General features: G+C 44.5%; 22 protein-coding genes. 16 read left to right on the forward strand and 6 right to left on the reverse strand.

Translation table 11 applies throughout. The annotated features are described in order from the left end of the window. The first annotated feature begins 22 nt into the window (after window positions 1-22). Entirely contained in the window at window positions 23-826 is an 804-nt protein-coding gene (nadA, locus tag VQ048_RS00165; RefSeq protein WP_327609665.1) for a quinolinate synthase NadA, read from the forward strand. A gap of 83 nt (window positions 827-909) precedes the next feature. Here nadA and panC read toward each other — a convergent pair whose 3' ends face one another. Beyond that, window positions 910-1,758 carry a pantoate--beta-alanine ligase gene (gene panC / locus VQ048_RS00170; RefSeq protein WP_327609666.1) on the reverse strand — a complete coding sequence of 283 codons (849 nt, stop codon included), beginning with the start codon at window positions 1,756-1,758 and terminating at the stop codon, window positions 910-912. Between the two features lie 165 nt (window positions 1,759-1,923). On the opposite strand from panC, the gene VQ048_RS00175 reads away from it, so the two are divergent. The 11 genes from VQ048_RS00175 (at window position 1,924) to VQ048_RS00225 (ending at window position 15,747) form a co-directional block, all read left to right on the forward strand. Continuing rightward, the gene (locus tag VQ048_RS00175; RefSeq protein ID WP_327609667.1) at window positions 1,924-2,694 is read left to right on the forward strand and encodes a glycogen/starch synthase; all 771 of its coding nucleotides are present in this window, start codon (window positions 1,924-1,926) and stop codon (window positions 2,692-2,694) included. Window positions 2,695-2,711: 17 nt separating this feature from the next. Further along, on the forward strand, window positions 2,712-4,268 hold the full coding sequence (locus tag VQ048_RS00180) for a DUF4270 domain-containing protein (RefSeq protein WP_327609668.1): 1,557 nt from the start codon (window positions 2,712-2,714) through the stop codon (window positions 4,266-4,268). 24 nt (window positions 4,269-4,292) lie between these two features. Beyond that, complete coding sequence (gene glmS / locus VQ048_RS00185; RefSeq protein WP_327609669.1) at window positions 4,293-6,146, forward strand: glutamine--fructose-6-phosphate transaminase (isomerizing); 1,854 nt, start codon at window positions 4,293-4,295, stop codon at window positions 6,144-6,146. Window positions 6,147-6,256: 110 nt separating this feature from the next. Further along, window positions 6,257-7,666 (forward strand): T9SS ring complex lipoprotein PorK/GldK, encoded by a 1,410-nt coding sequence (porK, locus tag VQ048_RS00190; protein ID WP_327609670.1) that lies wholly within the window; start codon window positions 6,257-6,259, stop codon window positions 7,664-7,666. Window positions 7,667-7,709: 43 nt separating this feature from the next. Beyond that, complete coding sequence (gene porL, locus VQ048_RS00195; protein ID WP_327609671.1) at window positions 7,710-8,390, forward strand: type IX secretion system motor protein PorL/GldL; 681 nt, start codon at window positions 7,710-7,712, stop codon at window positions 8,388-8,390. 41 nt (window positions 8,391-8,431) lie between these two features. After that, window positions 8,432-10,009 (forward strand): type IX secretion system motor protein PorM/GldM, encoded by a 1,578-nt coding sequence (gene porM, locus VQ048_RS00200; RefSeq protein ID WP_327609672.1) that lies wholly within the window; start codon window positions 8,432-8,434, stop codon window positions 10,007-10,009. A gap of 49 nt (window positions 10,010-10,058) precedes the next feature. Next, window positions 10,059-10,991 carry a type IX secretion system ring subunit PorN/GldN gene (gene porN / locus VQ048_RS00205; RefSeq protein WP_327609673.1) on the forward strand — a complete coding sequence of 311 codons (933 nt, stop codon included), beginning with the start codon at window positions 10,059-10,061 and terminating at the stop codon, window positions 10,989-10,991. A gap of 65 nt (window positions 10,992-11,056) precedes the next feature. Next, window positions 11,057-12,100 carry an NAD(P)/FAD-dependent oxidoreductase gene (locus VQ048_RS00210; RefSeq protein WP_327609674.1) on the forward strand — a complete coding sequence of 348 codons (1,044 nt, stop codon included), beginning with the start codon at window positions 11,057-11,059 and terminating at the stop codon, window positions 12,098-12,100. 109 nt (window positions 12,101-12,209) lie between these two features. Beyond that, window positions 12,210-13,655 (forward strand): sodium:solute symporter, encoded by a 1,446-nt coding sequence (locus tag VQ048_RS00215; protein WP_327609675.1) that lies wholly within the window; start codon window positions 12,210-12,212, stop codon window positions 13,653-13,655. A 117-nt stretch (window positions 13,656-13,772) separates the two neighbouring features. Further along, window positions 13,773-14,624, forward strand: a complete 852-nt coding sequence (locus VQ048_RS00220) for a transketolase (RefSeq protein ID WP_327609676.1) — start codon at window positions 13,773-13,775, stop codon at window positions 14,622-14,624. Window positions 14,625-14,799: 175 nt separating this feature from the next. Further along, window positions 14,800-15,747, forward strand: coding sequence for a transketolase family protein (locus tag VQ048_RS00225; protein ID WP_327609677.1), 948 nt, complete (start codon window positions 14,800-14,802; stop codon window positions 15,745-15,747). Between the two features lie 85 nt (window positions 15,748-15,832). On the opposite strand, the gene VQ048_RS00230 is transcribed toward VQ048_RS00225, so the two are convergent. Continuing rightward, window positions 15,833-16,684 carry a diacylglycerol/lipid kinase family protein gene (locus VQ048_RS00230; protein ID WP_327609915.1) on the reverse strand — a complete coding sequence of 284 codons (852 nt, stop codon included), beginning with the start codon at window positions 16,682-16,684 and terminating at the stop codon, window positions 15,833-15,835. A 71-nt stretch (window positions 16,685-16,755) separates the two neighbouring features. Then, entirely contained in the window at window positions 16,756-18,690 is a 1,935-nt protein-coding gene (gyrB, locus tag VQ048_RS00235; RefSeq protein ID WP_327609678.1) for a DNA topoisomerase (ATP-hydrolyzing) subunit B, read from the reverse strand. 268 nt (window positions 18,691-18,958) lie between these two features. On the opposite strand from gyrB, the gene VQ048_RS00240 reads away from it, so the two are divergent. The 3 genes from VQ048_RS00240 to dnaJ all read left to right on the forward strand — a co-directional run bounded on the left by VQ048_RS00240 (window position 18,959) and on the right by dnaJ (window position 22,099). Beyond that, window positions 18,959-20,275, forward strand: coding sequence for an Nramp family divalent metal transporter (locus VQ048_RS00240; protein WP_327609679.1), 1,317 nt, complete (start codon window positions 18,959-18,961; stop codon window positions 20,273-20,275). 84 nt (window positions 20,276-20,359) lie between these two features. Further along, window positions 20,360-20,899, forward strand: a complete 540-nt coding sequence (locus VQ048_RS00245) for a nucleotide exchange factor GrpE (RefSeq protein ID WP_327609680.1) — start codon at window positions 20,360-20,362, stop codon at window positions 20,897-20,899. Window positions 20,900-20,971: 72 nt separating this feature from the next. Next, a complete protein-coding gene (gene dnaJ / locus VQ048_RS00250) occupies window positions 20,972-22,099 on the forward strand; it encodes a molecular chaperone DnaJ (protein ID WP_327609681.1) in 1,128 nt (375 codons plus the stop codon). A 94-nt stretch (window positions 22,100-22,193) separates the two neighbouring features. Here the strand turns inward: dnaJ and clpP are convergent, their stop codons facing one another. Both clpP and dnaG read right to left on the reverse strand, forming a co-directional pair. Next, window positions 22,194-22,871 (reverse strand): ATP-dependent Clp endopeptidase proteolytic subunit ClpP, encoded by a 678-nt coding sequence (gene clpP, locus VQ048_RS00255; protein WP_327609682.1) that lies wholly within the window; start codon window positions 22,869-22,871, stop codon window positions 22,194-22,196. 76 nt (window positions 22,872-22,947) lie between these two features. Then, window positions 22,948-24,867 (reverse strand): DNA primase, encoded by a 1,920-nt coding sequence (gene dnaG / locus VQ048_RS00260; protein WP_327609683.1) that lies wholly within the window; start codon window positions 24,865-24,867, stop codon window positions 22,948-22,950. 120 nt (window positions 24,868-24,987) lie between these two features. Between dnaG and VQ048_RS00265 the strand changes: the two genes are divergently transcribed. Next, entirely contained in the window at window positions 24,988-25,224 is a 237-nt protein-coding gene (locus VQ048_RS00265) for a hypothetical protein (protein ID WP_327609684.1), read from the forward strand. 69 nt (window positions 25,225-25,293) lie between these two features. Here the strand turns inward: VQ048_RS00265 and VQ048_RS00270 are convergent, their stop codons facing one another. Next, entirely contained in the window at window positions 25,294-25,788 is a 495-nt protein-coding gene (locus VQ048_RS00270; RefSeq protein ID WP_327609685.1) for a YceI family protein, read from the reverse strand. Window positions 25,789-25,804 lie beyond the last annotated feature (16 nt).

Genomic DNA, 25,804 nt, shown 5'->3' on the forward strand with positions numbered 1-25,804 from the left:
TAAAATTAATCGTTACGGCGTTATGAGTAAAGAAGCTTCGGAAGGGTTTGGAGCGGGGATTCCCGTTAAGAAATTCATGGCTATTCAGGATTTGGTGATTCCTCGGGGGGACGATTTGATTCGGGGGATTCGGGCGTTAAAGGAGGAAAGGAATGCGGTTGTTTTGGCGCATTATTGCCAGTCGGGAGTGGTTCGGGAGCTGGTTGATTTTGAGGGAGATTCGCTTCAGCTGGCTCGTTGGGTGAAGGAGACGCAAGCCGATATGATTGTTTTTTTTGATTTTCATTTCATGGCGGAAGTGGCGAAGATTCTCCAGCCTTCAAAAAAAGTGGTTTTTCCCGATTTGGAAACGGAAGGTTTTGGGGCTGATGAAGCTTCAGGCGATGAACTGAGAAAGGCGATGGCGGAGTATCCGGACGCGCTGGTGGTTGCTTCGATTAGTTGCGATACCGAGCGTAAGGCGGCGGCTGATGTGGTGGTGACGGGGGCGAATGCGGAAGCGATTATCCGTACTTTACCGAAGGAGCGGCCGATTATTTTTGTGTCGGATAAGAATTGGGGGAGAGACCTTATGGAAAAAACTGGGAGGGCGATGGTTTTGCTTGAACATTGCTGTGTGAAGCGAAAAAGGGTTGATTCTGAAAGATTTAATTCTGTTTTTGAGGGGGGTGAAAACCATCGGGAGACTGAAGTTGTTGAACGGTTGGAGCAACTGTACCTTTGCATGAAGTATGGTTTTCCGGAGGTTGTGGTGGAAGAGTCGCTTCGTTTAAAGGCGCTGAAGCCGATCGAAAAAATGCTGGAGTTGTCTGAGGCTTTGAGATAGCTGATAGTGAAGAAATAAGAGTTTACCGAATCGGGCGGATTCCGGAGGAATCCGCCCGATTCGGTAAACAATAAAACGTTTTTTTAATCCAAGGACTTGTTGTCGATAAGACGTATTTGGCCGGCATAGACGGCGATGAAGGCTCGATAAGAGCGGTCTTTGTAAAAGAAATCGGTTTCTTTTAGGGTTTGTTCGTCTGCGATGATGAAATATTCCAGTTTGAAATCTTTATGATTTTCGAAGATGGATTTTACGCGCTCGTGAATTTCTTTTATGGAGAGAACACGAAACCATTCGTTTGCTTTGTTTAGGGTTTCGTAGATGATTTTGGCTTCTTTCTTTTGGTGTGGGGTCAGTCGTTCGTTTCTCGAGCTCATGGCCAGTCCGTTTTTTTCGCGGTGGATTGGCGCGGAATGAATAGTGATGGGGAGTTTTTTCTTCTCCACCAGCTTTCGTATGATGGCGACCTGTTGGTAGTCTTTTTCGCCGAAATAGGCGTTGTGAGGTCGGACTTGCGAGAAGAGTTCTTCCACCACGGTGCCGACTCCGTCGAAGTGGCCTTTGCGGAAGGCGCCTTCCATTTCGTTTTCCAAGCCGTCGAAATCGTAGGATTTTCGAGTCAGCCCTTCGGGGTATAAATCCGAAATAGAGGGGATGTAGACGGCGTCTACGTAGCCTGAGTTTTTGAGTAGTGCAATGTCGGCTTCGATATTTCGGGGGTATTTTTCCAAATCGGAAGCATTGTCGAACTGGGTCGGATTGACAAAAATGGAAGATACGACGATGTCGTTGTCTTTTCTGGCCAGTTCATAGAGGGAAAGGTGTCCGTCGTGAAGGGCGCCCATGGTTGGTGCGAAACCTATTTTTTTGCCCATTTCCCTGTTGCGTTCGATGTAGGCTCTTAGAGCGGTGCTGTTTCTCAGGATTTTCATGATGAAAAATTATCGGAGTCAAATTTAGTTAAAAAAATGACAAAGATTAATCCTAAGGGGTTTTGAGGCATGATTTTTTCATAAAAAAGTGTTAATTGAATTCTGTTCGGTCAAAATTTTGTAATTTTGCAGAGAGTTATAGCTTATAAACCATAACAATAAATTATGCCGAATCAAAAAATATTGTACGTTACTACCGAGATGTTTCCGTATCAGGAGGAGAGCAATATGGCCGTAACGGTGAATAAGATGGCGCTGAAAATGCACCAGGAAGGAAATGACGTTCGGGTTTTTATGCCTCGATTTGGGCTGATAAGCGAAAGAAAGTTTCAGTTGCACGAGGTGATTCGTCTTTCGGGGATGAACATTATTATCAACGACTTGGATCAGCCTTTGATTATCAAGGTGGCTTCTTTGCCGGGCGAGCGTTTGCAGGTTTATTTTATTGATAACGAGGAGTATTTCAAACGAAAGGCTTATTACAAAAACGATGAAGGGGAGCCGTTTGAAGATAATGGCGAGAGAGCGGTGTTTTTTGCCCGCGGGGTGATTGAGACCATTAAAAAACTCAACTGGGTTCCGGATGTGATTCATATCAACGGATGGATGGCTTCGCTTATTCCGATTTATCTGAAAACTTTTTATAAAAACGATTACTATTTCAATAATACCAAGCTTGTTTTTTCCGTTTACAACGAGGAGGATATGGCTTTGTCGCCTACGGTGAAGGCGGTTTTGGATTTTGATCAGATTTCGGAAGTTGCACTTTCCGATTCGCCTTCGACCAGACAGTTCTTGGCTCAAAGCATGGCGTATGCCGATGCGGTGGTGAAGGGCGATGAGTTTTTGGAAGAGGTTTTGGATGAGCAGTATAAATCTTCGGCAAGTGAAAAGGCGGACTTTGTAGAGCCTGAAAATATCGGAAAAGTGTATTAATATACTCGGACTATTAAATGATAAAAAATATTAAGTATCTTGTTAAAACTTCCCTCATTCTTTGTGGAGGGAGTTTTGTTTTGTGGAATTGTGAGTCGGATGCGACTTTGCTGGGAACTCAGTTTTTTGAAGGGACTTCGGCGCAAGGGGTTTCGGACTCTTTGGATGTTTTGGTTTATAACGTGAGTAATCAGGATACGGCCAGAACAGACGCGGCGAAGTTGACGTACGCAACCCTTGGGGCGTTTAGCGATGACCAGTTCGGAATGCAGCGTGCCAGTTTTGTAACGCAGGCGAGATTATCGACGTACGATCCCAGCTTTGGCACCAATGCGGTGGTGGATTCGGCGGTACTTCAGATTATGCCTCTTTATGCGACGGATTCGGCTTCTGTTAATACGTATGATGATTACGTTTATCCTGACGGGGACGTGGCGGCTAAAAAGGTAGTGACTTCTTATCCCATCACGCGTTACGGAAAGGCGAAATCTTCAATGACCATCAACGTTCATGAGGTGGATGACTTTTTGGGCGGGGTGTCGGATGTGGTTTACTCCAACAAGACGGTTAATTACGGAACGTTGCTGGGGTCGGCTACTATAGGCTCGCAAATTAGTGCGGTTACGGTAACCAAAGATTCGGATAATAGCGAACTTTTGAAGCGTTCTGCGGCTATTCGGGTTCCGCTTGAGGCTTCATTTTTTCAAAATAAAATCGTAGATAAGGCTGGTCAGTCAGAGCTTTACGATGTGGCTAATTTCATTCGTTATTTTAAGGGCGTTCGTTTATCGGTAGCGGAAAACGATGGGTACCTCCTGCGTTTTCAGCCAAGTGCTTCCCAAATCACCATTTATTATAAGCATGACCAAACATCCGATGGAGCAACGACGCGCAAGTCGGCCAGTTATACGATAAGTTTGGGTAGTAGTAATGCCCAGTTCAATCAATTTGAATTCAATCGTTCGGGAACTCCGTCGCAGGCGGTGGTTGCTCAGTCGGCTCCGAATGCGCAGTCCGGTGATGCTAAGATTTACCTTCAGGGAACTGGAGGCCCTGGGGTCGGGATAAAAATTCCTTCGGAAACCGTGGCGGCATTGCGTCAAAAATTTGTTAATGACAAAATCGGGATTATTTCTGCTAAAATCAGATTGTACAGTGATGTTTCGTCATGGAATAATCTTTATGACAAGCCAACGGCCTTTTCTGCGGCTTATTATGATCCGACTACCGGAGCAAAGGATTTGAGCACTTTTCTTAAAGATTTCACGGCTTTTAGCGGTTCTACGGTTTACAGTTTTATCAAGGTAGGGAATATTTCCGGTAACCCGTCTTATTATGATATTTCCATTACGCAGACACTTAGAGAAATGATTGAACAAAATGCTGAAAATAAGGCTATTTTGGTTCGGGTTGGCGGCTACGAGATGTCCACGGCAAGCGCTACGTCTACGAGCAGTGTCAAAGGGCCTTCGTATACGGGGTATGCATATGTGCCAAATCGAGTGGTTTTGGTGGGGTCGGATGCGTCCAATGAGCGCAGAGCGAGGTTACATATTATCTATTCTAAAAAATAAAAACACAAATAATACGAGTAAATTATGTGCGGAATTGTAGGATATACGGGATTTCAGGATGCTTATACCATTGTGGTTAATGGTCTTAGACGTTTGGAATATAGAGGATATGATAGTGCAGGAATTGTATTGGATGCGGAAGGACAAGCGTTCTCTGTGGCAAAGACTAAGGGGAAAGTGGATGACTTGGTCGCTATTTCGGAGCAGCTGAAGGGGCAGGCGAATGTCGGGATGGGACATACTCGTTGGGCGACGCATGGGGTTCCGAGTGATAGAAACTCCCATCCTCACCTTTCCAATAATGGAAAAATTGCTTTGGTTCATAATGGGATTATCGAGAATTACGATACCATTAAGACCATGCTTACGGATAAAGGGTATACTTTTGTTTCCGAAACGGATACGGAAGTGTTGGTTAATCTGATCCAATATTTCATGGATGCCAAGCCGGAGATTGATTTTCCAACGGCGGTGCGGTATGCTTTGAACGAGGTTTATGGCGCTTATGCCATCACGGTGATGCATGATGATTTTCCGGGACTTTTGGTGGTGGGCCGTTTGGGGTCGCCTTTAGCCATTGGTCTTGGGGAAAATGAATATTTCATTGCTTCCGATGCGTCTCCTTTCGTGGAGTTTACAAAGGATGCGATTTACTTGGAAGAAGGGCATATGGCGACTATTTCGCTCGAAAAAGGGGTCGAAGTAAGAAGCATTGTGGATAATTCCAAAGTGGATGCGGTGGTTCAGGAATTAAAACTTAGCTTGGAACAGATTGAGAAGGGCGGTTATGAGCATTTTATGTTGAAAGAAATCTTCGAACAGCCGAAATCCATTAATGACACCATGAGAGGACGCTTGCTAGTGGAGGAAGGGATTATCAAGATGGCAGGGATATGGGATCACTTGGAGCGTTTCAATAATGCGGGACGGATCATTATTATTGCTTGTGGTACGTCTTGGCATGCTGGTTTGATTGGGGAATACCTCATTGAGGAGTTTGCCCGAATTCCGGTGGAAGTGGAATACGCTTCGGAGTTCCGCTACCGAAATCCGATTATTACGGAGAAAGATGTGGTGATTGCGATTTCTCAATCGGGAGAAACAGCCGATACCATGGCGGCACTGAAGTTGGCCAAAGAAAAAGGGGCTTTCATTTATGGGATTTGTAACGTGGTGGATTCTTCCATTGCAAGGATTACCGATGCGGGATCTTACACGCATGCCGGTCCGGAAATCGGGGTGGCTTCCACGAAGGCATTTACGGCTCAGCTTACGATTTTGACGCTTATTGCCTTGAAGCTTGGTAAGCATAACGGGCAGTTGAGTAATCAGGAATTTATGCGTCTTATCACCGAACTGGATGGTATTCCGAAAAAAATTGAAGAGGTTTTGGATTTGACCCACGATCATGTGAAGGAAATCGCCAAGGCTTATGTGGATGCCTCCAATTTCCTTTACTTGGGAAGAGGGTACAATTATCCTGCGGCGCTTGAGGGCGCTTTGAAACTGAAGGAGATTTCTTATATCCATGCGGAAGGTTATCCGGCGGCAGAGATGAAGCACGGGCCTATTGCGCTTATTGATGAGAATATGCCGATAGTGATTATTGCGCCTAAGAAAGGCCATTACGATAAGATTGTGAGTAACGTACAAGAAATAAAAGCCCGCAAAGGAAAAGTTATTGCAGTAATCAATAAAGGGGACGAGCAAGTACGGGATATGGCGGATCATGTGATTGAAATTCCCGATACTTCGGAATGTTTTTCTCCGATTGTGGCTTCGGTGCCGCTGCAGCTTTTGGCGTATTATATTGCGGTTTATCGTGGGGCGAATGTCGATCAACCCCGAAACCTGGCTAAATCGGTTACGGTGGAATAAGTTTTTAGGGGGAAGAAAAAATATTTTAATGCTTTTTTCGTTTGCAAATTAAAATAGAATCATTTTAATCAAATAATATCATATATTTACCGCATAATTTAGTGCTAAGAATGAAAAAAATAGTTCTTATACTGGCTTCGGCCTCGCTTATTGTCTCTTGTTCTAAGGGCGGGCGCTCGGCAGGTAAGCCGGATACAAAGGGGGAGTTGATTCCTAAGGAAAAGTCGAAATCTTTCGTGGCAGAACGGCCTTATGGTATGGTGGCTATTCCGGGAGGTTCTTTTGTGATGGGGCTTGCCGATCAGGATATGACGAATATGCCGGAGAAGGCCATGCCTAAAACCGTAACGGTATCCTCTTTTTTTATGGATGAAACTGAGGTTACCAATGCCGAGTACCGTTTATTTATCAATTATGTAAGGGATTCCATTGCTCGAACATTATTGGCTGAAGCTGCGGGTTCCGGAGGAGGTAGCGGCAAAGGCACCGGGATTTCGGATTATGCTTATTTGGCAAATAAAGACGGAAATGCAACGCCTTACCAAGAATTTTTGGAGTCTCAAGGCGGACGGGATGGTTATGACGAATCTAAGCGTTTGGATTGGTCGGTTCCGTTGCATTGGAAAACTTCGGATTATCCGGACGTTCAGTATGCGGAAGTATTGGAATCCATGTATCTTCCTAAAGCCGAGCGAATTAATAACGAGCGAATTATAGATACCCGCAAACTATTGTATACTTACCAGTGGGAGGATATTGAGTCTGCGGTGAAGGACAATGCCAGAGGAGCCAAATACCTTAAGAAAGAAAGCATAGCGGTTTATCCTGATACCACGGTGTGGATTAAGGATTTTAATTATGCTTATAATGAACCTTTATACGATGGATATTTTTGGCATAGCGCCTATAAAAATTATCCGGTTGTTGGGGTAACTTGGGATCAGGCGCGGGCTTACTGCAATTATAAGACTAAAGCGAAATCCGACTATAACGAAAGGCTTAAGAAGAAAAAGCAGAAGCCGATGGCTTTCCGTTTGCCTACGGAAGCGGAGTGGGAATATGCAGCGCGGGGTGGTTTGGAGAATGCGACGTACCCTTGGGGAGGGCCTAATTTGGTTGATGACCGAGGATGTTATTTGGCCAACTTTAAGCCTAAACGAGGGAACTATATCGAAGACGAGAAAAAAGGGACTTATACCTATACGGCTCCGGTAAAACAATTTGCCAAGAACGGGTTTGGTCTTTACGATATGGCGGGGAACGTGGCTGAATGGACGGAATCGCCATACAGTAATTCGACTTATCAGTTTTCTTCAACGCTTAATCCTTATTTGTCCAATCAGGCTTACCGCGAGGTGAAAAAAACGGTTCGAGGAGGTTCTTGGAAGGATGTTGGTTATCTTTTGATGACGGGGTATCGCGACTGGGAGCGTAAGGATTCGGCAAGAAGTTATATCGGTTTCAGAACGGTGCAGGACATTCCTGAAGGAACAGCTAAGTTCAAAAGAAAAACCAAATAAATAGAGAGACTCAAATTAGAAAAAAAAGAATAATAATAAAGAAATGTTAAAATTAAACGAAAAAACGCTTAACCTACTGTTCAACCTTGGAGCAGCGGTGGTTATTTTAGGAGCCCTTTTCAAAATCACGCACTGGCCTTTGCCTTTTGGGATTAGTGGTAACCTTATTTTGGGGATAGGTCTTCTTTTCGAGGCCGGAATTTTCTTCGTATCGGCTTTTAATCCGCCGGCGACGGAAGAAAAATACGCTTGGGAGAAAGTATATCCTGAGTTGTTAGATCCTAATGCTCAGCCAAAGCCCAGAAAAGTTTCTCCGGTGGTGGAAACCAGTGGTTTGGATGTGAGCCTTTCCGAGAAATTAGATAAAATGTTGGCTGATGCTAAATTGGATGTTTCGTTGTTTGAAAGATTGAAAGCGGGAATCGATAAGTTTTCCAACTCTGTCGAAGAGATCAATACTACGGTGGATGTGTCTACGGCGACACGTAAATATAACGATCAGTTGACCCTTGCGGCAAGTCATTTGGAAAGCATGAATGCACTTTATGCTTTGCAGTTGGATCACGGTAAGCAACAAAGCGAATACCATCAGAAATACGTGGCTGATCTTCAGAAATCAGCGGAACAGTCCGACCGTTTCAACCAAGAGCTTCAAGGTTTGACCAATAATCTGAATAACCTCAACAAAGTGTATGGCGGAATGCTCAATGCCATGAAAGGTTAAGCGATTGAATTTATTTAAAAAAGATATAAAAACTAAACTGAATGGCAGCTACAGGTAGTGGAGCGCAGGGGCAACGTCAAAAAATGATTAACCTGATGTATCTGGTTTTTATTGCCATGTTGGCGATCCAGATTGACCAGGAAATCATTCGTTCGTACAATGATACCAACGATACCCTTACGAAGACAAGAACATTAACAGAATATAAAAACGATCGTATTTTCGAGAGGACGTTGGCGGCCAAGGCGGAGTCTTCTCCGGAAACCTACGGACAGGCAAACGTTATCTACGGTCAGCTCAAAGGGCAGGCGGACGACATTGTAAAGTATATTGAAGGCCTAAAGCAGGAGTTGAAGAAAAACGCGGGGTATGATTCCAATAAATCGGTGGACGAAAACTTTACCGCTTTGAATAATACCGAACCTTCTTCCAATTTGTTTTTTGATGAATCCAATGAAAACAAGCCTTCCAAGGCAGTTATGGAATTGAAAAATAAGGTGGAGGCTTTGAGACAGTTTATGAATCAGAGTTTTAGTGCCTTTCCCGAAATGAAGAACGTGGTGAATCGTGCCAATGCCAATTTGGTGACGGAGTTTCCCAATGGCGAGAAGCGTAACGGAAAAGGATGGACGCAGTATAAATTTTACGGTCAACCTCTTATTGCGGCACTTTCCAATTTGGAGGTCATCCAATCCGAGGTTAGAAATGTTCAATCGGACGCTTTGGTCATGTTATTGCAAGAGAAAGTGGATGCGAACATTAAGTTTGACGCTTTCCAGGCGATTGTATCGGCACCGACGAATGTGATCGTAGGAGAACCCGCTCAAGCTAAAGTGGCCATAGGAAACTACTCTAGCAATGTTCCGGGATTGTCCATGCCTGGGCTTTCCGTGCAAAACGGTGTAGGGGTAGCTAACCTGAACAGCAGCTCGGTAGGAACTCAGACGTTTAGTGGTCAGATTTCATTTAAGGACGCCAACGGAAAAGAGATTAAACTTCCGTATTCTCACACCTATAATGTGATTGCGGGAGCCAAAGAGGTGGCTTTTGAAAGTGGAGCTCTCTTATCGGCTGATAAGATGAATGTACTTTATCGCGGACTTCCTAATCCGGTTTCAGGTTCTATTTTGGGTGCGGATAATAGCAGCACGACGCTTACGGCTACGGGAGCAACGGTTGCCAAGACTGGTGGAGGCCAATGGACCGTAACACCAGGAGCGGGTAGTACGGCTTCGCTTACCATTTCGGGCAAAGGGCCTAAAGGTCCGATTTCGAAGTCTTTTACTTTCCGAATCAAAAATATTCCACCTCCGGTAGGACAGATTAGAGGGCAGAGTGTGATTAATGTTCCGGCAAGTTCGATCCCGAATCAGACGGTTTCGGTGGCTATGCCTGATTTTGATTTCCCTGTTAGTTTTACGGTTAACAGCTTTATGTTTAAAGTTCCGGGCAAGCCGGGGATGCAGGTTAGCGGAAGTTCGCTTAGTTCGGTTGCGGGCTTGACGAAGAATTTGAAGTCCGGTGATGTGGCCTACATTTATAATATCAGTGCAACGGCTTCGGGGCTTGGCGGTCAGGCTTTGAAACAGATTCCTCCGGTAGTAATCAACGTGCAATAAGACCTGTTTTGTTTAACACGAATAGGCGTTATTAAGACTTAATTAGGATATGAAAAAGATAATAAGTAGTGTTTTGGTTTTGGTTTCGGGATGGGCCTTTTCTCAGAACATCCTGAATGCAAAATCCCCTGAGGAGTTTCGTCAGATGAGAGAGGACAATCAGAAAAAGGTTGGCGACTCTTTGGTTTCGACCAAGACCACCCCATTGGAGTACGGCTTTATAGAGGATAAGGACATCCTTAAAAGCATGGTGGTTTGGGAAATTATTGATATGAACGATCGTCTTAACCAACCTTTGTATCATAACTCCGACGGTTTGGTTACCCAAAACAAATCGCTTTACCAAATTCTTTTGGATGCGGTTAATTCCGGGAAGATTACGGAAGTTTACGACGATGAGATGTTTACGACCAAACTTTCTGCAGAGGCTATTGCGTCCAGAACCCATAACACGGTGGTTTCCGACTGGTTGATTGACAAGATTAATGCAGGAGAAACGGTTTCTGAAGAAGATCGTAAGGCCGGAACGGATTTATACGAAACGAAATCCGAGAATGTAAAACTCCTTAAGATCAAGGGAATGTGGTATATTGACCGTAGAGATTCTCAAATGAAATACCGTCTTTTGGGGATTGCCGCTATGGGGCAGGATCCATCGACAATGGGACAGTACGGTCCTGACGGTCAGCCGATCGGGGGTAAAGACGAACTTATTGACCTTTTTTGGGTTTTTTATCCGGATGCGAGAGAAGTGTTAGCTAATTCGGTGGTTTTTAACAGTAAGAACCTTTCATCGGATATTACTTACGATGATATTTTGAATGCTCGTCGCTTTTCGTCGGTTATTTACAAATCGGATAACGGTTTGGGAACCGGGGTGATTAGCGATTATATTCCTCGGGATGCGGACGAACAACTGGAAGAAAGTGAGCGAATTAAGGCTCAGATTCTACAGATGGAGAACGATATGTGGAATTATTAAGCCTTTGGCTTGGACAATACCAAAAACCTGAGTACCTTTATTCAGGTTTTTTTATTTTATTTCGGATGGAAAATGTAGATTATATAGTGGTTGGAGACGGTTATGCGGCGTTGTTTTTTGCTCACCGTCTGCTTCGGGAAAACAAGCGTTTTGTTTTATTTTCGGAAGGAAAGAAAAGCGCTTCGCAGGTTTCGGCAGGAATCGTAAATCCGGTGGTATTGAAGAAATTTACCACGTTTTGGAAAGCCCAAGAGCAGATAAATGAATTGAAAGAAACCCTTGAGGAAATCACCGTTTATACGGGGAAGAACTATTTGATAGAGGAAAATATACGTCGGCTTTTCCATGATGAAAAAGAAAAAGCACTATGGTTGAAAAAATCGGATTCTGAGGAATTGGAAGGTTTTTTGTCGAAAACCTTTACCACTTTGGAAGGGGTGAAAAACCCTTACGGTTCGGGACAGGTTATGCAGTCGGCTCGATTGGATGTGTCGGCTTTTTTCTCGGATATGCTCGGTTATTTAGACCGAAATGGTTATTTGCTGACTCAACGTTTTGACTATGAGTTGCTTAATGCTTCAGAGAAAACGTATAAAAATTACCGCTACGGGCGTTTGATTTTTGCGGAAGGAATGGGAGTTAGGTCTAATCCTTATTTTGCGGCTATTCCCGTTCATCCGAATAAAGGGCATCATTTGGTGGTTTCGTTTTCCGAAGGCTTGGAGCAGGGCTATACATTGAAGAAAAAACATTTTTTGTTTCCTTTAGGCGGCGGGCATTACTATTACGGAGGGACGTATGATCGTGAACAAATGCACCATGAAATTGACGCGTCTGCGGTGGATCAGTTGACCCGTGGTTTGGAGGAATTTTACGAAAAAAGCTATCGGGTAGAGCACAAAAACTTCGGATTTCGCCCGACGGTCAAAGACCGCCGTCCGATTATAGGAGCGCATAAGGACTTTTCGGATTTGTATGTTTTTAACGGTTTGGGAGCGCGGGGGATTCTTAATGGATGTTATTTTTCTCGTATTCTTTTCAACCACTTGGAGAGTGGCGCAGAACTTCCTGCGGAGGTTCGTCTCGACCGTTTTCGGGAAGAGGTTTAGTTCTATTCTTTTCGGGAGTGTTTGAAGTATTTTATCGTCTGAATGAATTCGGGGGCAAAGTTTCTTTGCAAAAACCTATATTTGCCGTGCTTTTAGAAAAAATGATCCTATGAATCCTATTGTATTGTTGTCAATTATTGTCGTTTATTTTGCGCTTTTGCTTTGGGTGGCTTACCGCACGGGAAAAGGCAGTAATAACGATAGTTTTTTTATCGGTAACCGAAAGTCCAATTGGATGCTGGTTGCCTTTGGAATGATAGGGACCTCACTTTCGGGGGTGACTTTTGTTTCGGTTCCGGGGGCGGTGGGAGCGGATAAATTTCATTATTTGCAAATTACTTTGGGGTACTTTATCGGCTATATTGTGATTGCTTATGTTTTGCTTCCTTTGTATTATCGTTTGAAACTGACCTCCATTTACGGTTATTTGCAGCATCGGATGGGGCGTTTGAGTTATAAGTCTGGGGCATGGATTTTTATTGTCTCCAGGCTGGTGGGGGCTACGGCGAGGCTCTACTTGGTGGTTAATATTTTGCAGATGACCATTTTAGACAGCTTGGGAGTGCCTTTCATTGTGACAACGTTGGTGATTTTGTTGATGATTATTCTTTATACTTACGAAGGCGGGGTTAAGACGATTGTCTATACGGATACTTTGCAAACCTCGGCGATGCTTTTGGGCTTGGTGATTTGTTCGGCTTATATTATGAATCACATGGGGCTTGGGGTAGTGGAGAGTTTTCATCGGATGGCCGATAGCGGGTTGACGGAAGTGTTTAATACCGATGTGAACGATAAGGCTTTTTTCTTTAAACAAATTTTGGCGGGAGCTTTCATTACTATCACGATGACGGGGATTGATCAGGAAATGATGCAGAAATCTCTTTCGGTAACTAAACTCAAGGACAGTCAAAAAAACATGGTAACTTTAGGGGTTACGATGTTGGTGGTGATTTCCCTTTTCTTGTTTTTGGGCGGGTTGCTTCATTTGTACGGACAGCAGGAGCAGCTTTCGGCGGTTGGGGACCGTCTTTTCCCTGAGATTGCGCTTAATCATATGCCGCCTTTTATTTCGATTATCTTTATTATTGCTTTAATTTCGGCATTGTTTCCCAGTGCGGATGGAGCGATGACGGCGCTTACCTCGTCTCTTTGCATCGACATTTTGGGATTGAAAGATAAAGACTGGGGAAATGCTCGCAAGGAAGCTTTCCGAAAGCGGATTCATTTGCTGGTGGCTTTTTCGTTTTTGCTGCTGGTGGTGATTTTTAAAATCATCAATGACAATTCCATGATTGGGTTGATTCTTAAATTGGCAGGGTTTACTTACGGGCCGCTTTTGGGGCTTTTTGCCTTTGGGATTTTTACCCGTTATGGGGTTAAAGACCGCTGGGTGCCTTATGTTTGTGTTGCGGCTCCTTTGGTGTCGTTCTTTTTGGATAAGTATCAGGCGCATTTGTTGGGGGATTTTCAGGTTGGTTTGGAGCTTCTGATTATTAACGGACTTTTGACGTTCTTCGGCTTATGGCTGATTCGCAAGAAAACAACCAAGTAGGTTATTGGGTTTTAAGCGTTCTTTTCGGGGACGCTTTTTTGCTGATTTTTCAAGAGGTTCGGCTTCCGTAACCGCATAAAAAATCGTAAATTCGCCTTCAGGTAAATCTTAAACTAAATGAGTAAAAGTATTGAAGAGCTCAGAGGGCTCGCTACGCAGATCCGAAGGGATATTTTGAGAATGGTGCATGCCGTTAATTCCGGTCATCCGGGAGGAAGTTTGGGGTGTGTGGAATATTTTACGGCACTTTATGGGAAGGTGATGAATTATCAATTGCCTTTTACCATGGAGGGGAAAGGCGAGGATTTGTTTTTTCTGTCCAACGGGCATATTTCGCCGGTTTATTACTCGGCTTTGGCTCGGTTTGGCTTCTTTCCGGTGGAAGAGCTCGGTACTTTCCGTAAGTTAGACTCTCGTTTGCAGGGGCATCCTACGACGCATGAGGGGCTTCCGGGGGTTAGGATTGCTTCGGGATCTTTGGGTCAGGGGCTTTCAGTGGCGATTGGGGCAGCTTTGGGTAAGAAGTTGGATGGAGAGGCTTCTTTGGTGTATTCGCTTCATGGCGATGGGGAATTGCAGGAGGGGCAGATTTGGGAGGCTTTGATGTTTGCGGCTCACCATAAGGTGGATAATCTTATTGCAACCATAGATGCTAATAACCGTCAGATTGACGGCGATGTGGATGAGGTGATGAGTTTGGGAGATCTTAATGCGAAACTTAAGGCGTTTGGCTGGGAAGTGATTGAAGAGAAAAAAGGCAACGATTTGGAAGCGGTTATTAATATACTTGAGTTTGCTAAAAGTAAGACTGGTAAAGGGAAGCCGGTGGCGATTATTTTGCATACGGAGATGGGCAACGGGGTGGATTTCATGATGGGGACGCATGCTTGGCATGGGAAAGCGCCTAACGACGAACAGCTTGAAAAGGCACTGCATCAGCTTTCTTTAGACCGGGTGCAGGATTATTAAATTAGAAAGGAGCGGTTACCGGCGGCGTTCTTTCGATTGGTTTTAGATTTAGGAGAGGAGAAAGGACTGGCGGCGATTTTTTGTGGTAATGGCTGACTTTTCCTGTCGGAAGCCTCAGTTTTGAGGCCGGAAAGGTAGAAAAATACGTTGAAAATTTAGATTAAAAGAGTTAAAAATGAAATACACCTATACAGAAAAAAAAGATACCCGCAGTGGATTTGGTGCCGGACTGGCAGAATTGGCGGATAAGAACCCGAATGTGGTTGCGCTTTGTGCCGATCTTATCGGGTCGCTAAAAATGGAAAAATTCATTGAGAAAGCCCCGGAGCGTTTTTACCAGGTCGGGATTGCCGAAGCCAATATGATTGGAATTGCGGCAGGGCTATCCATTAATGGTAAAATTCCTTTTACGGGAACTTTTGCGAATTTTTCGACTTCACGGGTTTACGATCAGATTCGCCAGTCGGTGGCTTATTCGGGGAAGAATGTGAAAATCTGTGCTTCCCATGCGGGGCTGACTTTGGGGGAAGATGGCGCGACGCATCAGGTTTTGGAGGATATCGGGATGATGAAAATGCTTCCGGGGATGGTGGTGATTAATCCATGCGATTATAACCAAACGAAAGCGGCGACTTTGGCGATAGCCGAGTATGATGGTCCGGTTTATCTGAGATTTGGACGTCCTTCGGTTCCTGTTTTTATTCCTGAGGATATGCCTTTTGAAATCGGGAAAGGTATTCTTTTGCAGGAAGGGCGTGATGTGACGATTGTGGCGACGGGGCATTTGGTTTGGGAGTCGCTTTTGGCCGCGGAGGCTCTTGAAAAAGAAGGGATTTCTTGTGAAGTGATTAATATTCACACAATTAAACCGTTGGATGAAGAAATTATTTTGAAATCGGTAGAGAAAACGGGACGTTTGGTTACGGCGGAGGAGCATAATTACCTTGGTGGTTTGGGCGAATCCGTAGCGGGTATGCTGGCAAGGAGAAGGCCTACACCTCAGGAGTTTGTGGCGGTTAATGATAGTTTTGGCGAATCGGCTACACCGGCGGAATTAATGCGCAAATACGGTATTGATTCGGAAGCGGTTCAGGCGGCCGTCAAAAGAGTTTTGGAAAGGTAATCCGTCGTTTTTGGATTTAAGAATTTAAGTCAAAAATACCAATAAAAGCAGTGCAAACGTTTCGATTTGTGCTGCTTTTTCTTTTTTAGGTCAGGATCCGCAGGCTTTGGGGAAGAACTTTTAGGGTGATGGGAGATTTTATTTTGTTGAATTCCCCATCCAGATGCCAGTTTTTGGTGCTGACTTTGAAGCGGACTTCGGATACGGGAAGATAAGTGAGGTAGTCGTCGTTTTTCAGGCGTTTGGTGAACATCCGAAAGGCAAAAAACAACGAATACGAAAGAGGAAACTTTTTTACCAAAACCAAATCCACTAATCCGTCACTTTTACTGGCGTGAGGGGCGATGTAGGCGTTGTTGCCGAATTGTCGGGTGTTGGCGATGTTGAGCATCAGGTAGCGGCCGTTGTATTGTTGAAAGGCAGGATCTAAGAATTTGACTTTGATGGGTTTGTAATTAAAGAATGTTTGGATGGAAACCTTAATGTAGTTTTTGAAACCTCGTTGGGTTTTCTCAAATTCTTTGACTACTTTGCCGTCAAAACCTGTCCCCGATACATTGATGGAAAGCTTTCCATTGACGGTGAACGTGTCGATTTTTCGGGACTTTCCGAGGCGGATTTTTTCCAGAAGCTCGTCGAGGTTTTTTCTGAAGTTGGTTTCGTTGGAAAAACCGTTGCCCGAACCGGCGGGGAAAATGGCCAAAATTTTATCGGTATGGATGAGATTTCGGGCCACGGTAGAGATGGTTCCGTCGCCTCCTATGGCAACGAAAACGTCTGTTGAATCAAAGTGGGTACGGATGAATTCTTCCGTACCTTCAATGGATTCGGAGACGTAATAATTCGGTGAATCCACCTTGGCTTTTAGCTCGTTGAGAAAAGGAAGGTAGTTCTTTTTTGCCGAATTCGGATTAATGATAAAAGCGACCCGTTGCATCGGTGCAAAAATAAAAAATGCCTTCCGAAACGAAGGCATTTTTATTTTGTTTTTTTAGAAGGTTTACAAGATTAGGCGTCGATATTGGCGTAAACGGCGTTTTTCTCGATAAATTCCCGTCTTGGCGGAACTTCATCGCCCATAAGCATGGAGAAGATGTTATCTGCTTCGGCCAAACTTTCGATGGTTACCTGTTTTAAGATTCGGTTTTCCGGATTAAGTGTAGTTTCCCAAAGCTGTTCGGGGTTCATTTCTCCGAGACCTTTGTAACGCTGTACTTCCACTCCTTTTCCGTCGGCGGACATCTCCAGGGTTTTTTGTTCGCGCTCTTTTTCGTTCCAAGCGTAGATTTTTTTATTCCCTTTTTTAAGGAGGTAAAGCGGCGGAGAGGCAATGTAGACATACCCTTGCTCAATCAGTTCTTTCATGTAACGGAAGAAGAAAGTGAGGATCAGGGTGGAAATGTGGGAGCCGTCCACGTCCGCATCGGTCATGATGACGATTTTGTGGTATCTTAATTTGCTTAAGTTAAGCGCCTTGCTGTCTTCTTCGGTGCCCACGGAAACGCCTAATGCGGTGTAGATGTTTTTAATCTCTTCGTTGTCGTACACCTTGTGAAGCATGGATTTTTCCACGTTAAGGATTTTACCTCTTAGTGGAAGAATGGCTTGAAAATGACGGTCTCTTCCCTGTTTGGCCGTTCCTCCTGCTGAGTCTCCCTCGACGAGGAAAATTTCGGAAATTTCAGGGTCTTTGGAGGAACAGTCCGAGAGTTTTCCTGGAAGTCCGGCACCGCCCATCGGGGTCTTGCGCTGTACCAGTTCTCTTGCTTTCTTGGCGGCTTGTCTGGCTTTGGCTGCGAGGACTACTTTTTGGACGATTTGTTTGGCTTCGTTCGGGTGTTCTTCCAAGAAATTGCTCAACATTTCGCCCACGATTTTGTCCACTGCACCGGAAACCTCGGAGTTTCCTAATTTGGTTTTGGTTTGTCCCTCGAACTGAGGTTCCATGACTTTTACCGAAATAATAGCCGTAAGCCCTTCACGGAAATCGTCCCCGGTAACTTCTACTTTTTCTTTGGCAGGAAGTCCTAATTCATCGGCGAATTTTTTTAGCGTTCTGGTGAGTGCCCGACGGAAACCGGCCAAATGCGTACCCCCTTCGTGCGTATTGATGTTGTTGACGTAAGAGTGAAGGTTTTCGTTGAAAGACGTGTTATAACGCATGGCTACTTCCACGGGGATGCCTTCGCGTTCGCCTTCCATGAAGATTACGTTTTCCATAATGGCTTCCCGGTTGCCGTCGATGTACTCGACAAACTCCTTCAGACCGCCTTCGGAGTAGAAGGTTTCGCTGCGTGGGGTTCCGTTTTCGTCTTTTTCCCGTTCGTCGGTCAAGGTGATTCGGATGCCTTTATTAAGGTAGGCCAATTCGCGGAGACGGGCAGCCAAGGTATCGTAGTTATACACCAATTCTTGAAAAATACTCCCGTCGGGTTGGAAAAATACTTCCGTTCCTCTTTTTTCGGTACTTCCGATTTCTTCCACCTCCGTTAGGGCGCGCCCTTTGGAGTATTTTTGACGGTACATTTTATTGTCGCGGTGGACGGTGGCAATCAGCGATGTGGAAAGGGCATTAACGCAAGATACCCCGACGCCGTGAAGACCTCCCGATACCTTGTAGGAGTCTTTATCAAATTTTCCTCCGGCTCCGATTTTGGTCATCACCACTTCCAATGCCGATTTTTGTTCCTTTTCGTGGAAATCGACCGGAATCCCCCGTCCGTTATCGCTTACGGAAATGCCATTGCCTTCGTGAATGGTAACGGTAATGGTATCACAAAAACCGGCTAAAGCTTCATCAATGGAGTTATCCACAACTTCATAAACCAAGTGGTGAAGCCCTCGGATCCCTACGTCTCCAATGTACATCGAAGGTCTTAAGCGCACGTGTTCAATCCCCTCCAAGGACTGTATGCTGCTTGCTGTATATTGCTTTTGACTCATAATTTTGTTATTTTTTTATTGGAGCGGTGCCTTTTTAGCAATGCCGCCCTCTTTTTCTCTGTAAGAAATAAGACCTACAAATATCGGAAAAATTAGCGAATGAAGAAAAGGATTTTCGGTGAATTCCGGTAAAAAATGCCGAGCGAACTCCTTACAGAGAAATTTAATTCTTTCTCTAAAAGCCATAAGGAAATTCAAGCATGGAAAATAAATTTAGCAATATTGTTTTTTATTTGTTAGTTTTGTCTAACATTTTTATTATTGGACTATGAAAAAACCTTGGAGAAGAGAGAAACATATTAATTCGTTGCCGGAGGTGTTTTCGTCCGTTCCTATTCCGGAATCGGGCTCATCTTGGCGAAAGTTTCTGGCTTTTTTCGGGCCGGGGCTTATGATTGCCGTGGGGTATATGGATCCGGGAAATTGGGCAACGGATATTGCGGGAGGAGCACGATTCGGTTATGCACTGCTTGCGGTTATTCTTATTTCCAATCTGTTTGCAATTGTTTTGCAGCATTTGGCTTTGAAATTAGGAATTGCCACCGAACGGGATTTGGCACAGGCTTGTCGGGATCATTTTAGTCCTAAGGTTAATTTTTTGCTTTGGCTGTTTTGCGAAATTGCCATTGCAGCCATGGATTTGGCGGAGGTTATAGGGACGGCGATTGCGATTAATCTTTTGTTTGGGATTCCTTTGACTTGGGGGGTGGCAATTACAATTATTGATGTTTTTATCATTTTGCTTTTGCAGGCTCGGGGGTTCCGCTGGCTGGAGAGTGTGGTGGGGGGCCTCATGTTTATTGTGTTGGTTTGTTTTGCCTACGAATTGGTTATTTCCCGCCCGGCGTTGTTTCCTGTTTTGGAGGGGCTGTTGCCTAAGAAAGAAATTGTAACTAATCCGTCCATGCTTTACATTGCCATTGGGATTTTGGGGGCTACTGTGATGCCGCATAATTTGTATCTGCATTCCAGTATTGTTCAGACCCGAAATTATAAAAGAACGGAGGAAGGGAAGCGCGAGGCGATTCGTTTTGCGACAATTGATAGCACGGTGGCTTTGTTTATTGCTTTTTTCATTAATGCGGCTATTTTGATTTTGGCGGCATCTACTTTTCATGGGACGGGGTACGAACATATTGCGGATATTCATGATGCTCATAAAATGTTAGAACCTCTTTTGGGAACAGGTTTGGCGAGTATTGCTTTTGCGGTGGCTTTGTTGGCTTCGGGACAGAATTCGACGCTTACGGGAACGCTGGCGGGGCAGATTGTGATGGAGGGGTTTTTGGATATTCGTATAAAGCCTTGGCTTCGTCGGCTGATCACTCGTTTGGTGGCGGTGGTTCCTGCGTTTGTGGTTACGATTTTGTACGGGGAGCAGGGGACGTCGGATCTTTTGGTGCTGAGTCAGGTGGTGCTTTCGATGCAGTTGAGTTTTGCGGTGGTTCCGTTGGTGATGTTTACGGGGGACCGTTTGAAAATGGGACGCTTTGTCAATCCTTTATGGTTGAAGATTTTGGCGGGAATTATTACGTTTATTATTGTGGTGCTTAATGCTTATTTGCTGTATGCGGAATTATTCTAAGCAAAGGTTTTTTTTCTGCCAAAATTTCCACAAAAGGGCTTTGGCAATGATTTTGAGCAACAGGGATAAATAAAACGATAGACTATGTCAGTAAATAACGATAATCAGGAGGAAAAAGTTGTTTCTTTGGAGCAGGATAATCAAGAAACGCCGGTAGGAAATGAAGAAAATGTGACAGAGGGGCCTTCTACGGAGGACCTTTTGGCAGAGGAGAAGGATCGCTATGTTCGTCTTTTTGCCGAGTTTGAAAACTATAAAAAAAGGACGGCTAAGGAACGTAACGAGTTTTTTCTTTATGCCAATCAGGATTTGATGATTTCCATGCTGGCGGTTTTGGATGACTTCGAACGGGCGCTTAAGGAAATGGCTAAATCGGGTAATGAAGCCGATTTGCAAGGGGTGGAATTGATTTACCAAAAGCTTAAAGGGAAATTAACAGACAAAGGATTGAAAACCATTGAGGTGAGTGCGGGGGATGAATTTAATGTTGATTTTCATGAAGCCATTACTCAAATTCCTGCGCCGTCTGAGGATTTGAAAGGAAAGATTGTGGATGTTATTGAAACGGGGTATACGCTTCATGACAAAGTAATTCGCTTTGCTAAAGTGGTTACGGGAAATTAATTTTTTTAACGACGGATTTTGAGGCGGGCTTGCTTTGGCAAGTGGCTTCGGAGTCAATTTTATCAATTAAAAATGGCAAAACGAGATTATTACGAAGTGCTTGGGGTTTCCAAGGGGGCTTCGGCAGACGAAATAAAGAAGGCTTATCGGAAGATGGCGTTGAAATACCATCCGGACAAAAATCCGGGGGATAAGGAGGCGGAAGAGAAATTTAAAGAAGCTGCGGAAGCCTACGAAGTCCTCAGCGACGAAAACAAGAAAGCACGTTACGATCAGTTCGGTCATGCCGGTATGGGCGGTGGCGGCGGCTTTGGTGGCGGTGGCTTCGGTGGCGGGATGAGCATGGAGGATATTTTCTCTCAGTTTGGAGATATATTTGGAGGGCATTTCGGCGGCGGCTTTGGTGGCTTCGGCGGCGGAGCTCGAACTCAACAAGCCCGAGGTTCTAATTTAAGGGTTAGGATTAAGCTGAATTTGGAAGAAATGCTTAATGGGACACAAAAAACCATTAAAGTTAAAAAAATGAAGTTGGCTCCGGGGGCGACCTCCAAGACGTGTCCGACCTGTAATGGGAGCGGGGTTCAGATACGCGTTATGAATACGATGCTTGGGCAGATGCAGACGCAAACGCAATGTGGAATCTGCCAAGGTATCGGGAAAGTAGCGGATAAAATTCCGGCGGGAGCCAATGCTCAGGGCTTGATTAAAGACGAGGAAGAAATTACAATCAATATTCCGGCGGGAGCCAGAGATGGTATTCAGCTGAATGTCAGAGGAAAAGGAAACGACGCGCCGTTTGGAGGAACACCGGGCGATTTGTTTGTCGTTGTGGAAGAGGAAGAAGATGCGCAAATTAAGCGGGAAGGCGACAATCTTCATCAGGAACTTTATATTTCTTTTGCGGAGGCGGCTTTGGGAACGTCCAAAGAGATTCCTACGGTAGGCGGTAAAGTGAAAATCAAAATCGAAGCAGGAACACAATCTGGCAAGATTTTGCGCTTGGCGGGGAAAGGATTGCCTAGCATTGATAATTATGGGAAAGGAGATATGTTTGTGCACATTAATGTTTGGACGCCGCAGAAGCTTACTCCCGAACAGAAAACCTTTTTTGAAAACCAGTTGCAGAGCGGAGAAATGCAGGCGGAGCCTTCAGGAAAGGAAAAAACATTTTTCGAGAAGGTAAAGGATTTATTTAGTTGAAAGAAACCCTTTTGAGGGATTTTGATGCAAATTAAAACCGTTTCATTATTAAAATGAAACGGTTTTTGTTTGTTTTGTGAAGGGCGTTGGAGGCTTAGCCTTTTCTTTCCAAAACTTCGTCGACCATGCCGTATTCTTTGGCTTCGGAAGAGGTCATCCAATAGTCTCTGTCGGAAGATTTTTCAACCCATTCGTAGGGTTGTCCCGAGTGTTGGGCGATGATTTGGTAGAGTTCGTCTTTTAGTTTTAGCATTTCCCTTAGGTTGATTTCCATGTCGCTGGCCACCCCTTGGGCTCCGCCCGAAGGCTGATGAATCATGACACGGGAGTGCTTTAATGCCGAACGTTTCCCTTTTTCTCCGGCAACCAAAAGAACGGCACCCATGCTGGCAGCCATACCGGTACAGATGGTCGCCACGTCGGGCTTTATGATTTGCATGGTGTCATAGATGCCTAGTCCTGCATAGACGCTGCCTCCGGGAGAGTTGATGTAGATTTGGATGTCCTTGGAAGGATCGGCGCTTTCCAAGAAAAGCAATTGGGCTGTTACGATGTTGGCCACCTGATCGTCGATTCCTGTACCTAAGAAGATAATACGGTCCATCATCAGACGAGAGAAAACGTCCATTTGGGCGACATTCATCCTGCGTTCTTCCATGATGTATGGCGTAAGGTTGGTAGGCTGAAACAGTCCCATATATTGGTCGGTGGCTAAGCCGCTGTTGCCAAGGTGTTTTACTGAGAAATCCCTGAAATCTTTTTTTATGTTCATAGTATTACGTTGTTGTTAGTATTGATTATAATGGTTTTGCGCAAAAATTATACCTCTTTCAAAGTTAGTCATTTTGTCACACAATCCGATGGAGGGCGTGATCGATGGTGTTTTTTAGTTGGTTTAGTTTGATGATTTTCATATAGACCTCGCTGTGATCTTGGTCTTGAGACAGGGTGGAGGTCAGGTCTTTTATCATTTTGACGATGTATTCTCTTTTATGCCTTACGATGACGTCTTCCACGATTTTGGACACGACTTCCTCCTCGGTTTTGAAATAGATGTTGTGTTTGCTCCAATTGCTGTTTTGATGGGGATCAATGAGGGTGTTGGCTACTTTTGAAGAAAGTTCTTCGTCCATCAGGGTTAGGAAAAACCTTCCGGATCGGAGCTGGTCTTTTTCCAGGCCTTGGCGGATGTCTTGGAGGATTTTGGTATTGATTGGCGACTGGAGAATGTAGTCGTCTTCGTCGAAATGGTTGAGGATTTCTTCGATAACGGTAGTGTCGTATGGTTTGTTTTCGGCATCGCGGAGGGTGATGATGCGTTCGCCGTACTTGAGCATGAGTTCGATGAGTTTTTCCTCCAGAACGATTAAGGGGTCAACGTTGGCAAAAGGCTCTTTTACTACTTCGAGTTTTGTGGGAGCGGGGGATTTGGGGCCTTCGGTTTTTTGTTTTTGGGTGATTTGTTTTTGAACGCCCAATTCGTTGAAAAGGCTTTGTTCGCTCAATCCGAATTTGGAGGCGACTTCTTTGAGGTAAACCTCTTGTTTTAATGTGTTGGAAACAAAAGCAACGGATTTGATGATGTCGCGTATGGCTTCTGCTTTTTTAATGGGGTCGTTGTCGGCTTCTTTTAAAAGGATGCCGGCTTTGAAGTCAATAAAATCCGTGGCTTCTTTTCCGATGTATTCTTCTACATACGCTTTGGGATGTTTGCGGGAAAATGAATCGGGATCGTCTCCGTCGGGGAACAGCAGGACGCGGATGTTCATTCCTTGGGAAAGCAAAAGGTCGATGCTTCTGAAACTGGCCTTGATGCCCGCCTGATCTCCGTCGAATAGAATGGTGATGTTCTCGGTGAGCCGTTTAATGAGTTTGATTTGTTCCGTAGTCAGGGCGGTTCCCGAGCTGGCAACGACGTTTTCTATGCCGCTTTGGTGAAGGGCGATCACGTCCATGTAGCCTTCCACCAAAAGGCAGAGGTTGTTTTTGGAAATGCTTTGCTTGCTTTGGTTCAGCCCGTAGAGCACGTTGGATTTATGATAAATATCGGTCTCGGGAGAGTTGAGGTATTTTGCGGTTTTAACGTTGTTTTTCAGGATTCTGGCTCCGAAGCCCAATACCCTTCCCGAAAAACTATGAATCGGGAAAATCACCCGTTCCCGAAAGCGGTCAATGCCTTCGTTGGAATATTCCGGAAAAATGGAAAGGCCTGATTTTTCCAACAATTCCTTGCTGTAGCCTTTGGCTAAGGCGTATTCTGTAAAAGCGTTTTTTTTCTCGGGCGAATAGCCGAGTTGAAATTTCTTGATGAGGTCATCCCGAAGTTCTCTTTCCCGAAAATAGGAAAGTCCTATTTTTTGTCCCTCGGTGGTTTGGTGAAGTTGGTTTTGGAAGAAATCGTTGGCAACTTCATGAATTTTATAGAGTTGTTCGCGTTCGGTTTGGGCGGCTTTTTGTTCTTCGGACTGTTCGCTTTTGGTTTCTTCGATTTCGATACCGTATTTTTTTGCGGCATGGCGAAGCGCCTCGGGGTAAGTGAAATTTTCGATTTCCATAAGGAACGAAATGGCTGTGCCGCCTTTACCCGTGGAAAAATCTTTCCAAATTTGTTTACTCGGAGAGACGACGAAGCTGGGCGTTTTCTCGTCCTGAAAAGGGCTTAGGCCTTTATAGTTGGAGCCGGCTCTTTTCAGCTGGACGTATTCGCCGATGATTTCTTCGACTCTGATGGTCGAAAAAATCTTATCGATGGTCTGCTGCGTAATCATGCCGTAAAAGTAGTGAAGATTTTTTGAATTTTTGCGGAGGGATTTTTTCTTTTCGGGGATTGGACTCGGGCGATTTATTGTTAATTTTGGGGTCGGATTACGATTTTAAAACCGATAGCAATGAAACATGTACAGATTAAAGCCAAAGATTTTTTTGAATTACTCAAGTTGAAGGATACTTCCATGTGGGAAATTTTTGCCCAAATGATTGACGGGGAGGAGAAGGAGATACTTTTTTTGGATGAGGAAGACAAATTGCTGTTCAATTACGTTTTGCCTTCTTCTTTAGCGAAATTGCAGGAAGACCAAAAACTTTTCGCAAAGGAGTACGCCGAAAAGATAGCGCAGAGTAATTAATCTAGAATAGGTTTTTTCCGGTAAGATTTAAAAAAGGAGCTTTTGGAGAAGAGCTTCTTTTTTTTGATTTTATGGTACGGTATTGAAACTGAAGGAGATGTGCAAATCGTTTTTGACGACCACTGCGCCTGCGAATTTCTTTGGAGGATTTAGCCCGAAGTCCGAAAAGCGTACGGTTTGACTGCCTTTTAAGAGATTTCCTTGCAGGGTGAAGAGGGAAGTGTAGGTTTGGGTTTTGCCGGCAAGTTTGATTTCGAATGTACCGGAATATTGCCGGTTGTTTGTTTTGGAAAGCTTTAGAATGCGGATTGGGATGTTTGGATGATTTTCGGCGTCTAAAATTTTTCTAAAATCACTGGTCATGACTTTGTTGTCGCATCGGAAGAGTTTGGTTTTTAATGTAATGTCTTGAAGATTGCGTTCCGATAGTGATACCGTGGCGGGGAAATCCGAATTTTGACATTTGAAGGTATTGATATTGGTTCTGCCACCGATGGTCACGATGTTGTTTTGGGCGTAATAAAGGGCGTTTAAAAATAAAAATATGAAAAAAAGGTTTTTCATTCCGGTGCTTTTTAAT

This window comes from Bergeyella anatis, assembly GCF_036016955.1.
GTDB lineage: Bacteria > Bacteroidota > Bacteroidia > Flavobacteriales > Weeksellaceae > JAYWXI01.